At 56.7% G+C, this 12,061-nt stretch carries 6 protein-coding genes; all 6 read right to left on the reverse strand.

Annotation, left to right across the window (positions count from 1 at the left end; translation table 11 throughout):
* Positions 1–23: 23 nt before the first annotated feature.
* Positions 24–2,732 (reverse strand): nitrate reductase, encoded by a 2,709-nt coding sequence (locus OI69_RS09570; RefSeq protein ID WP_039349316.1) that lies wholly within the window; start codon positions 2,730–2,732, stop codon positions 24–26.
* Positions 2,729–6,901, reverse strand: a complete 4,173-nt coding sequence (nirB, locus tag OI69_RS09575) for a nitrite reductase large subunit NirB (protein ID WP_080752630.1) — start codon at positions 6,899–6,901, stop codon at positions 2,729–2,731. Before nirB ends, OI69_RS09570 begins: the two co-directional genes overlap by 4 nt.
* A gap of 19 nt (positions 6,902–6,920) precedes the next feature.
* Positions 6,921–7,715 carry an ABC transporter ATP-binding protein gene (locus OI69_RS09580; protein ID WP_015840929.1) on the reverse strand — a complete coding sequence of 265 codons (795 nt, stop codon included), beginning with the start codon at positions 7,713–7,715 and terminating at the stop codon, positions 6,921–6,923.
* Positions 7,716–7,725: 10 nt separating this feature from the next.
* Positions 7,726–8,640, reverse strand: coding sequence for a nitrate ABC transporter permease (gene ntrB, locus OI69_RS09585; protein ID WP_039349593.1), 915 nt, complete (start codon positions 8,638–8,640; stop codon positions 7,726–7,728).
* A 12-nt stretch (positions 8,641–8,652) separates the two neighbouring features.
* On the reverse strand, positions 8,653–9,912 hold the full coding sequence (locus OI69_RS09590) for a CmpA/NrtA family ABC transporter substrate-binding protein (protein ID WP_039349319.1): 1,260 nt from the start codon (positions 9,910–9,912) through the stop codon (positions 8,653–8,655).
* Between the two features lie 659 nt (positions 9,913–10,571).
* The gene (locus tag OI69_RS09595; protein WP_039349322.1) at positions 10,572–11,861 is read right to left on the reverse strand and encodes a nitrate regulatory protein; all 1,290 of its coding nucleotides are present in this window, start codon (positions 11,859–11,861) and stop codon (positions 10,572–10,574) included.
* Between the last annotated feature and the right edge of the window lie 200 nt (positions 11,862–12,061).

The following is a 12,061-nucleotide window of genomic DNA, read 5'->3' on the forward strand; positions in this document are numbered from 1 at the left end:
CACACCTCATTACGCCGTCGCGCTCAACCTGCTTTTTTCAATTCATTGATCGTTATCGGCACATGCTGGCTCAATAACGCCTTCAGTTCGGGGATACAGGAACCACAGTTAGTGCCACATTTTAGTGCGCCGCCTAACGCTGCCACGCTGTGGCACCCTTTACGAATCGCGTCGACAATGATTTCTTCGCCGACGCTATAGCAACTGCAAATCGTCGCACCCTGCTTCACCTGCCCTTGCGGTGCCTGACCTGCCAGCAGCGCGTGACGCTCATGTGGCAACTGCGGTGGAGTGGCAAATGCCTGACATACTGCATCGCTGTCGATACGCAGCATTTTTGTGCTGACATAGCAGGCCAACACCACACGGCCATCGCGCCAGCCAATCAGATGAAATACACCGTTACCCTGCGCGACCTGACACTGCATATCTTCCAGACCATAGTGTTCAGCCAGCCACGCCTGCCAGTTTTCTACCGGCACCCGGTCGGCAAACAGATACTGTGTCACGCCCTCATGGGGGATTTTGCTCCAATAGGTGACAGGCGGCGGCAAAACGTCATGATCGGCTGGCAACGTGAATGGTGACGGCATCGGTTCATCGGCAAAAAATAGCGTTGCCTGCCAGGCGGGATGCCAGGGTTGGATGCGAACCCGACTGTGCTTGCTTTCCGGCTGACCGGAATAGGGGTCGATAACTGGCGCGACTAAACTGTCGGCCCGTGCCTGTGCGCTGAACTGCTGATTCCAGTGCATCGGCACAAACACGCTACCGCGCGCCTGTCCGGCATCAATCCGCGCCCGTGCCAGCATCCAGCCGTGTGCCGACGACAGACGCACCAGATCGCCTGCCTGAATATCATGCGTCAGTGCATCCTGCGGGTGCAGCTCACAGTAAGGTTCGCTGATATGGCGCATCAGCCGGGCCGCTTTGCCGGTACGCGTCATCGTGTGCCACTGATCGCGAATACGCCCGGTATTCAACACCAGCGGATACGCCGCGCTCCATGTACTTTGCGGCAGCGCAGGCGTTACCGCGACCAGACGTGCTTTGCCATCAGCATGCCAGAATCGGCCATCGTCACCCAGTCGGGCACGCCCGTGAGGGAATGCAGTATTCACTGGCCACTGTATCGGTTCCATCTGCTGCCACTGCGAGTTACTAAGCGTCGCCAGCCCGCTAATATCAAATGCACGGCTACCGTTATTCTCAAACCCGGACAGCGCCGCATGCTCACGGAAAATGTCTGCGGGATGTTGATATGCAAACGCTTCAGCAAACCCCATACGCTGAGCCACCTGACTCAGGATCCACCAGTCGGCTTTGGCTTCTCCCGGTGCGGGCAGAAAGGCACGCTGACGGGAAAGGCGGCGTTCGGAATTCGTCACCGTGCCGTCTTTTTCTCCCCACCCTAACGCGGGGAGCAAGATATCGGCGGTTTCTGCGGTATCGGTATGGCGCATCACCTCGGAGACAATCACCAGAGGACAGCGCTCTAATGCCTGCTTCACCCGGTCGGCATCTGGCATGGATACCACTGGGTTGGTGCCCATCACCCATACCGCTTTAACATCCCCGCGTTCAATCGCGCGGAACAGGTCTACCGCATTCAGGCCGGGCTGTGTCGCGACATTCTCGCTTTGCCAGAAACGTCCAACCCTCTCGATATCCTGCGGCGTAAACCCCATATGGCTGGCGAGTTGATTGGCTAACCCGCCGACTTCCCGCCCGCCCATCGCATTGGGCTGTCCGGTTATCGAAAACGGGCCGGAACCCGGCACGCCGACTTTGCCGCTCAGCAGATGGGCATTGATGATCGCGTTACATTTATCGCTGCCCGAAGACGATTGATTAACCCCTTGCGAATAGAGCGTAACGACCTTTTCGCTTGCGCTAAACAGGTGGTAGAAACGCTCGATATCGGCTGCAGCAAGCTGGCAGAAATCCGCTACCTGTGCCACCGACCACGCCTGCGCTAACTCTAGCGCCTCTTCCACGCCGGAAAAACGCGCGGTCAATTCGGCGATATCGGCACGCGCATCCTGTGCAATCCACGGCAACAGACCAGTAAACAGCCCCGCATCACTGCCGGGTTGCAGCGCTAAATGCAGATCGGCGATATCACAGGTGGCGGTACGCCGCGGATCGACCACCACCACCTGCATCTGTGGCCGCTGCTGTTTTGCCTGCACCAGCCGTTGATACACCACCGGATGCGCCCAGGCGGTATTGGATCCAACCAGTACCACCACATCCGCCAGTTCGATATCCTCATAGCTACAGGGAACGGCATCCGCCCCCAGCCCGCGCTTGTAGCCGATCACCGCCGATGCCATACACAGCCGCGAATTGGTATCCATATTGGCGGCACCAATGAACCCTTTCATCAGCTTATTGGCAACGTAGTAATCTTCCGTCAGCAATTGACCTGAACCATAAAACGCCACCGACTGCGGGCCATGTTGCTGCATCGTCGCCAGTAACCGTTCGGCCACCGTATCGAGCGCCTGCTCCCAACTCACGCGACGCCCTTCCACCAGCGGCCACAACAGGCGACCTTTCAAATCCAGGGTTTCTCCCAGCGCGGAGCCTTTGACGCACAGCCGACCTAAATTCGCCGGGTGCGCCGGATCGCCACTGATCTTTACTCCACCGTGTCCATCGTGTTCTGCCAGCACACCACAGCCGACGCCACAATAGGGGCAGGTTGTTCGACAGACGTGCGCGCTCATGATGCTTTCGCCATCGCAGACTCTGCCAGCACGACGCTTTCAGGCACGGCTAGCGGTTGACGACAGACCCAAATTTCGCCGTCTTCCACGCGCACCGGCCACGCTCGCACGTACAGCGCGCTGTCATCCGGGCTGACGCCATCGCGCAGCTTGAAGCGTTTTTTGTACAGCGGAGAAATCACCACAGGTTCGCCCGCCACGTCGCCGATCAGGCCACGCGACAATACATTCGCTCCGCTGCCCGGTTCATGGTTTTCCAATGCGTACACCTGCTGCTCGCTTTCCGGCAGGTGGAACAGCGCAATCTGCTGCTGCCCGAGGCGCGCCGCCATGCCAGCATGACGTGGTATATCGCTCAGCGTCGCCACCTGCACCCACTCCGCTTCATGCACGGCAGGTTTCAGAGTAACCGCTTTTTCATGTTCCTGTGCCGGACGAATCTGCCCACGCTCCGGCACCATCACCACCGCTTCATCCGGGCTATCGCTATTCAGGAAGCCACGGAACAGCGCCAGACGTTCCGGGCTTTCCAGCGTGGTTTGCCATTCGCACTGGTAAGCCTCCACCACGCGCTGCATCTCTTTATCTAACTCTTCACCGATATGCAGACTGTCTTCCAGAATCACCTCGCGCAGATAGTCGATACCGCCTTCCAGATTATCCATCCAGGTACTGGTACGCTGGAGGCGATCGCCGGTACGGATATAGAACATCAATACCCGATCGATGGTGCGCAGCAGGGTTTCGGTATCCAGATCGCTGGCAAAGAGATCCGCATGGCGCGGTTTCATGCCGCCGTTGCCGCAGACGTACAGATTCCAGCCTTTATCCGTGGCAATCACGCCGATATCCTTGCTCTGTGCCTCTGCACACTCGCGGGTGCAGCCGGACACCGCCATTTTGATCTTATGCGGCGAGCGCAGCCCTTTGTAACGGTGCTCCAGTTGGATCGCCAATCCGGTGGAATCCTGCACGCCGTAGCGGCACCAGGTCGATCCCACGCAAGATTTCACCGTGCGCAGGGATTTGCCGTAGGCATGACCGGTTTCAAATCCGGCATCGATCAGCTCACGCCAGATTTCTGGAAGCTGCTCTAAGCGAGCGCCGAACAAATCCACCCGCTGACCGCCGGTGATCTTGGTATACAGGTTATAGCGCTGCGCCACCTGACCGATAGCGATCAGACCCTGCGGCGTAATTTCTCCCGCCGGAACGCGCGGCACGACAGAATAAGTGCCGTCTTTCTGAATGTTAGCGAAGAAACGGTCGTTGGTATCCTGCAACGGCAGGTGCTGCGGTTGCAGCAGATAGTCATTCCAGCAGGACGCCAGCATCGATCCCACCAGCGGTTTACACACTTCACAGCCCAAGCCGTGACCATAACGCTCAAGGAGACTGTCGAATGAGCGGATCTCATGCACACGGATCAGGTGATACAGTTCCTGACGTGAATAAGCGAAGTGCTCACAAATATCCTTCTTCACTTCAACGCCCAGTTGCGTCAGTTCATACTCCATGACCTGTTTAAGCAGCGGTACACAGCCGCCGCAGCCCGTTCCCGCCTTGGTACAGGTTTTCAGCGCGCCCAGTTCACCGCATCCGCCCGCTACTGCCGCCGAAATATCGCCTTTGCTGACGTTATGGCAGGAACAAATCTGAGCGCTGGCGGGTAACGCCGCGACACCCAGCCCTTTTGGCGCATCACCGGAACGTGCAGGCAAGATCAGGCTTTCTGGCTGTTTAGGCAACGGCATATCGTTGAGCATCATTTGCAGCAACGTGCTGTAATCGCTGCTATCGCCAATCAATACCGCACCCAGCAAATGTTTACCGTCCTCAGAGACCACGATTTTCTTGTAGACCTCATTCGGGCCGTCCGTCCACTGGTAGCTCTGGCTCCCTGTCGTGCGGCCGTGCGCATCGCCAATCGAGGCAACGTCAACGCCCAGCAGCTTCAATTTGGTACTCATATCCGCGCCGGTAAACGGCGTATCGCGCTGAGCCAGCGTATCGGCTACGCTACGCGCCATCTGGTAGCCCGGCGCCACCAGCCCGAAAATCTGCCCTTTCCACAGCGCACATTCGCCGATAGCGAAAATTGCGTCATCCGATGTCTGGCAATGGTCATCAATCACGATGCCGCCGCGCGGCCCTTTCTCTAAATCACAGCTATCCGCCAGTTTGTCACGCGGGCGAATCCCGGCGGAAAACAGCACTAAGTCGGTTTCCAGCACGCTGCCGTCAGCAAAGCAGAGGCGATGCAGCGCCTGCTCGCCGTCGGTGATTTCACGCGTTTCTTTACTGAGATGAATTTGTACGCCCAACGCTTCAATTTTACGGCGCAGCATCGCAGCCCCGCCGTCATCCAGTTGTACCGCCATCAGACGCGGAGCAAACTCCACCACATGAGTGTCTAAACCCAGTTGGCGCAAAGCATTGGCAGCTTCTAGACCCAGCAAACCGCCACCGATCACCACACCGGTTTTGGCTTTTTTCGCCTGCGCCGCAATCGCGTCCAGATCGTCCAACGTACGATAAACCAGGCAGCCGGGGCGGGTGTTGCCGGGAATCGGCGGCACAAATGCGTAGGATCCCGTCGCCAGCACCAGTTTGTCGTAGGCGATTTCTCTGCCCTGCGCGTCACACACGCACTGACGTTCGCGATCGATAGCCACGATCTCGCTGGCGCTGCGCAGCTCAATGCCGCTCTCGGCAAAAAAGCCCTCTTTTACCAGCGACAGCGATGCGGCGCTGCGCCCGGAGAAATACTCGGAAAGATGCACACGGTCGTAAGCTTCATGGCGCTCTTCACCAAATACCACGATGTGATAATGCTGATGCAGGTCACGCTCAACCAGTTGTTCAAGAAAATAGTGACCGACCATACCGTGGCCAACGACCACCAAAATAGGTTTGCTCATGACAGGAATCCTTACAGCCGCAGGCTGTGAGTCAGAATCAGGGGAAGAAAGGCCGAAAAGCAGCGCAGCAGGCGGTATCGTCTCGCCGTCAGTGCTGCTCTCCATTGCGGCCAGCAAACGCTGGCTGTCGTCAGTGTCGCCATACAGCAAAACACCGCTCAGCCGACCGTCGCGCACCAGCAGACGACGATAGTGCTGCGTCTGCGGGTCAAAAGTGGTGTACACCTCATCATCGGGTGCCACATTAATCTCGCCGCCGCTGACCACACCGATCCCGGTGACTTTCAGCCGCGTCGCGGCCTGCTCACGCTGATAATCTTGTGGTGCATGTCCGGCAAGGCGTTGTGCCACCAGCGTGGCATGGGCGAAACAGGGGGCAACCAGCCCGACGATTTCGCCATTGAGTTCACAACATTCGCCGATCGCGCTGATATGCGGGTCAGCGGTTTGTAGTTGTCCATCCACCAGCACACCGCGGTTGCAAGGCAACCCGCATTCGCGCGCCAGTTGGCTGGCGGGGATAACGCCCGCAGTCACCACCACCAGTCCGGCAGGGATCGTGCGTCCATCGGACAGCGCAACCGCCGTCACCCCGTGCTCATCACCATGCAGCGCCACAACCTGCACATCCGTCTCGCAGGCAATGCCGCGTTCGCGCAGGCTATCACACAGCAAATCGCTCGCGGTGGCATCCAGTTGACGTTCCATCAGAATCGGAACGCGGTGCAGCAAGGTCACGTCGGCACCGCGCAACTTCAGCGCGGCGGCGGCTTCAATACCGAGTAAGCCCCCGCCAATCACCACGGCGGGAACGGATTGACCAATCGTCGTCAGCATCAGTTCGACATCATCCAGGGTGCGGAATCCGCACACGCCGGGCAGATCGATACCGGGCATCGGTGGCATAAACGGCGTGGATCCGGTCGCCAGCACCAGATGATCGTAATGCAGTTGCCGTTGCGTGGTGGTCACTTCTTGCTGTTGGCGATCGATATGGGTGACGCGTTCGCCCAGCAGATAGCTCACCGGTAACGCCGCATCATCGTCGATAGCCGCAGGCGTCAGCAGCGTATCAGCAAACGCCTTTTCACCGCTCAAGACCGGCGACAGCAGGATGCGGTTATAGCTGGCACGCGGCTCATCGCCAATCACGGTGATTCGGTAGCGCGTGGCGGCCAGTTGGCGCAGCGTATCGACAAAGCGCGCGCTCGCCATCCCGTTACCAATCACAATCAGATGCGGTTTCATCATCGTTCCAGTCTCGCGGTCAGGCTGCTTTAGGCTGTTTTTCATACAAGAAATGCAGCACCTGCTGGCGGTAGTGGTGATAACGCGGATCGTCAGCCAGCGCGACGCGTGAGCGTGGACGTTCCAGCTCAACCGTCATGATTTCTCCCACTGTCGCCGCCGGGCCGTTGGTCATCATCAGTACGCGATCTGACAGCAGTACCGCTTCATCGACGTCGTGAGTAATCAGCACAATCGTGGTTTGCAAACGCTGCTGAATCTCCATCACCGCATCCTGAAGGTGCGCACGGGTCAAGGCATCCAACGCGCCGAACGGTTCATCCATCAGCAGCACTTTCGGCTTCATGGCCAGCGCGCGGGCAATACCCACACGTTGTTTCATCCCGCCGGAGATCTCATTGGGCCGTTTGTTCAGTGCGTGCCCCATGTGTACCAGTTCCAGATTGTGGGTAATCCATTCGTGCATTTCGTGCTTGTTCATCTGCCCGCGAAACACCTGACGTACCGCCAGCGCGACATTTTCATAGGTAGTCAGCCACGGCAGCAGTGAGTGGTTTTGAAACACCACGCCGCGCTCCGGCCCCGGACCATCGATTTCACGGTTGTCACACAGTAAGCCACCGCTGCTTGGCAGCGTCAGGCCAGCAATCAGGTTCAATAACGTGGATTTGCCACAGCCGGAATGGCCGATCAGGCTGATCGTTTCACCGGTGTGAATATCAAAACTCACCTGATCCAGCGCCAGAAACTCACCGCTGGCGGTATTAAAACGTTGGCTCACCTGCTGCACTTGAATAATGGGAGTAGTACGCATGGTTGGCTCCTTAGCGGTTGTCATAGCTGAAACGGTTAGCAATCCACACCAGTCCCTGCTCAAGCAGCAGACCGATAACGCCAATCACCACGATGGCGATAATGATGTTTTCTACATTCAGGTTGTTCCATTCATTCCAAATCCAGAAGCCGATACCAACGCCGCCCGTCAGCATCTCCGCCGCCACAATCACCAGCCAGGCGACGCCAATCGACAGACGCACGCCAGTCAACACGTTAGGCAACACCGCAGGCAGCAGAATTTTGCGCATGATGGTGAATTCGGACAGTTTCAGCACCCGCGCCACGTTCAGGTAATCCTGTGGAATGCGGCGCACGCCTTCTGCGGTATTGAGGATCATCGGCCAGATGGAGCAGATGAAAATGGTCCAACTGGATGCCGGTTCTGCACGCTGGAACAGCAGCAGACCGATAGGCAGCCAGGCCAGCGGGCTAACCGGACGCAGCAGCGAAATAATCGGGTTAAGCATGTTGGCCAGAAAGGTAAAGCGGCCAATCAGGAAACCGGTGGGAATGCCAACCAGCGCCGCCAGCCCGAAGCCAATGCCGACACGTTGCAAAGAGGCCAATACGTTCCAGCCGATACCCTGATCGTTCGGACCGGCGATGTAAAACGGATCGGCAAAGAGGCTGAGCGCCGCGAGCCAGGTGCTCCACGGCGTCGGGAAATTCTCGCTGTTGAGCGCGGCAATCTGCCAAACGGTAATCAGCAACCCCAGCCCCAGCACCGCGGGGAAAAGCGATTGAAACAGCTTGCGCAACAGCGGGCGGTAGGTGAAAGCAGGCGCAGTGGGTGCCTTTTCCCGCGTCGCTGGCTTGGTTGGCAGCGGCATAATCTCGGCGCTGTGTACGGTTTCCGGGGCGTTATCCGCGGCAATCGGTATAATTTGGGCCTGGTTTTTCATCATCAACCTCACTTATTTCTTCACGCTAAAACTGTTGGCATAACCTGCCGGATTGCTACCATCCCAACGGACACCGTCGATCAGCACGCTGCTGCGCATGTCGCTACCGGGCAAGGGCACATTTTTCACGGCCTCGGCAGCCTGCTTGTAGATGTCAATACGGTTAACCTGCTTCGCCACGGCGAGATAGTCTGGATCTTCAGTGAGCAAGCCCCAGCGTTTGTGCTGAGTGAGGAACCACATGCCGTCGGACAGATACGGGTAGTTCACGGAACCGTCGTGGTAAAAACGCATCGCGTGCTCGTCTTTCCAGCTTTTCCCCAGCCCGTTTTCGTACTGACCCAGCATGCGTCCGACGATGGTGTCTTCTTTGGCATTGATGTAGGCACGTCCGGCAACAACGCCAGCCGTTTCGCGGCGGTTGTCGTCCGAGGCGTCAATCCAGCGCGATGCATCGAGGATCGCGGCGGTCAGCGCACGGGCGCTGTTCGGGTTAGCATTCACCCAGTCAGCACGGGTGCCCAACACTTTTTCCGGGTGATCCGGCCAGATGTCCTGCGTGGTGGCAGCGGTAAAGCCGATTTTTTCGCTGATGGCACGCTGGTTCCACGGCTCGCCAACGCAGTACCCCACCATATTGCCAATCTTCATGTTCATCACCATCTGCGGCGGTGGCACCACCACGGTGCGCACATCGTTCAGCGGATGGATCCCGGCAGAAGCCAGCCAGTAGTAGAGCCACATGGCGTGGGTGCCAGTCGGGAAGGTTTGCGCGAAGGTGTAGGTGCCTGCCGGACTGGCAGCGATATACTTTTGCAGTGCCGCCAGATCCGTGACGTTGGCTTCACGCAGTTGGTTCGCCAACGTAATTCCCTGTCCGTTCTGGTTAAGCGTCATCAGGGCAGCCATGTTGCTCTGCGATCCAGACAGCCCCATTTGCAGACCGTACAACTGACCATACAGAATATGTGCGGCGTCCAGTTCACCTGACACCAGTTTGTCGCGTACTGCGGCCCAACTGGCTTCTTTGCTAGGCACTATGGTGATGCCGTATTTCTTATCGAAACCTTTTACGGCGGCCATCACGACCGAGGCGCAGTCCGTCAAGGGGATAAAGCCGACCCGGATTTCCTTTTTCTCCGGCGCATCGGAACCTGCGGCCCACGCGCTATTCATTAGCCCTGGCAGCATCAGGCTGCCTCCCAGTGCAGCACTCCCCAACAGAAACTGGCGGCGAGAGACGGTCATGCTTTTGGTTTTGGAATCACTCATCAACGACACCCTTACACAAAACACCTTTTCAGGCGGTAAAAACAAAAACGGCGTCCACAAGCCCATGCAAAAGCTGCACGCTTATGGACGCCGTTGTCCGATTAACACCTTCCGCACCGCCGTTGGCCCGAAACGCATTATGAATGTTTGGTTATTGCTAATGAGTTAAAGCAAGGTTTGTGCCAATTATCACAATTTTGCGTATTGACGAGGGGAAGGGGTTAGTTGAGAAGTGGACTGAAACTTCATTAACAATATGTAAATTATGGTGATTATTTCGTGCGCCACAATATTGCTATTTCTATACTACGTCGTAGCACGCGCCCGACACGGGGCGCTCAGTCGCCGCCGCCCCGTGACCCGTGGCTTTTTCGCGAGAAATAACGTCGCTACGCGATACCTTCATAAAAAACAGTCTCTTAACGGACCGCCGTTGACGCGTTCCCAACGCGGCAACGACTTTCGCGGCATCCCTGCCGCTCATCCTAAGCCTGCTTTTTCTTCAGCGTTATTTACGCTCATCACAACATAACGACAGCGAGAACCAACTTCGCACGAAACCACCACCCACAACCATTGACTCCACACGTTACTCTTCGCAGAACGATGCTTTGCACCGCCAACAGGCAGAACACGCACAGTTCATGTGCATATACCTCTTAGGGAGTATCACCAAATACATCGGCGACAGCGAGCATCGCGGTGGCAATCTCAATCAGCTTTTTATTCTGGCTCATCGCCATGCGACGCAAGGTTTTATATGCCTCTTCTTCACTTAATCCACGGTGCTGCATGAGTAAACCTTTCGCACGGTCTATCTGTTTTCTTTCATTCAACGTGGTTCGCAGCGCGGCCAATTCATTATCCTGCGCCTGTAAGCGCCGCGACTGTTGTTGCACTAACGACAACAGAGAGCGTCCTAGCTGTGGACTGACGCCATCGCTATGTAGCCAGCCGGACTGTGCGTTTTGCCCTTCCCCATCAAGACCGGCGATAAATATCGAATAGCCGGGATCGTCATTTTCCTGCTGCGCCATCAGCTCTTCTAGATCGGCCCGCTGATCGCTGCACGCTTTCTCCGCTGCTGCAATACGGGTACGGCAGCGCTGCATTAGCGCCTGTTCCAGTTCATCTTCCATCTGTTTCATTTCATCGATGCGCCGCGTGGCGATCGAAAACCAGTGCAGGCTATCGGCTTTCGATAGCTTTTCTATCGGGTTGCGCGTACACACGATGCGACGCAGACGCTCAAACTCGCTGTCTACCGCAACATTGCGCCAACGCTGCTGATTTTCTTCATCGCTAAAATTCAGAAAGGTATCGAAACAGCGCTCCTGCCGTTCGATCAAATCCAGCAGCTTTTGTTGGGTTTCCTCATCGACGCTGCCCGCGGCATAGGCTGCCGCGCCTACGGCTCGCTCCTGCCCCGCCAGTTCTTTCCCCTGCATAAAGCTGAACATGGCAATTAACGCGCGGGAAATGCCCGGATCGGCCGCCGTATCGGACACTTCAAACACCAGCGCTAACAAATTGCGAATGATGTCGTTAAAAAATGTCATCGCCTGCGGCTGAGGCAATAAGCGCTGGCGGATCTGCTGACGCAACGTGGGCAACAGGCTCAATGCGTAAACCACGCTGGCGACACGACTGAACAGACGACTCGCCTGCGGCAATTCCGCCGTCATTTTTTCTAACTCAGCCAGATGCGCCATCAAATGCGTCTGCGCTTCCTGCGCATCTTTCTCCCGTAGCGCCAGTTCATCGGCGAAGAGTGTTCCTTCAGAACAGAGAAACAGGTTGGCCGTGCCGCGTTCACGCTGCAATAGATGCACCAGTTGGCTGATCTTCCCCACCAGCTCGCCACTTTGCAGCAGATAGCGCAAATTGTTGAGTTCACACTGCCGTGAGGCAAGTAAAAATCGAATTGTCGTTGAAGGCTCTGCCACCATCGTGGTCTCTCCTGAAAAATTTACTGCACACATGCAATTTCTACACCACTGGCAAAATTCACCGTTTTTACTATCGCCATGGCGCTAAAAACGGCGACCCAAACGTTATTTTCTGATTGGAAGCGGTTATCCACTGACCTTTATTTTTGATAAGAAAATAAAGGCAGATGCCGATACTCATTTAGAGAAAGGTTTTTTCT

Origin of the sequence: Pectobacterium fontis, from assembly GCF_000803215.1 — a bacterium.
In the GTDB taxonomy this organism is placed as follows: domain Bacteria; phylum Pseudomonadota; class Gammaproteobacteria; order Enterobacterales; family Enterobacteriaceae; genus Pectobacterium; species Pectobacterium fontis.

Coding starts and splice junctions, on each gene's coding strand:
- OI69_RS09570 (WP_039349316.1), bottom strand. CDS start 2,732: ATGAGCGCGCACGTCTGTCGAACAACCTGCCCCTATTGTGGCGTCGGC.
- nirB (WP_080752630.1), bottom strand. CDS start 6,901: ATGAAACCGCATCTGATTGTGATTGGTAACGGGATGGCGAGCGCGCGC.
- OI69_RS09580 (WP_015840929.1), bottom strand. CDS start 7,715: ATGCGTACTACTCCCATTATTCAAGTGCAGCAGGTGAGCCAACGTTTT.
- OI69_RS09595 (WP_039349322.1), bottom strand. CDS start 11,861: ATGGTGGCAGAGCCTTCAACGACAATTCGATTTTTACTTGCCTCACGG.
- OI69_RS09590 (WP_039349319.1), bottom strand. CDS start 9,912: ATGAGTGATTCCAAAACCAAAAGCATGACCGTCTCTCGCCGCCAGTTT.
- ntrB (WP_039349593.1), bottom strand. CDS start 8,640: ATGAAAAACCAGGCCCAAATTATACCGATTGCCGCGGATAACGCCCCG.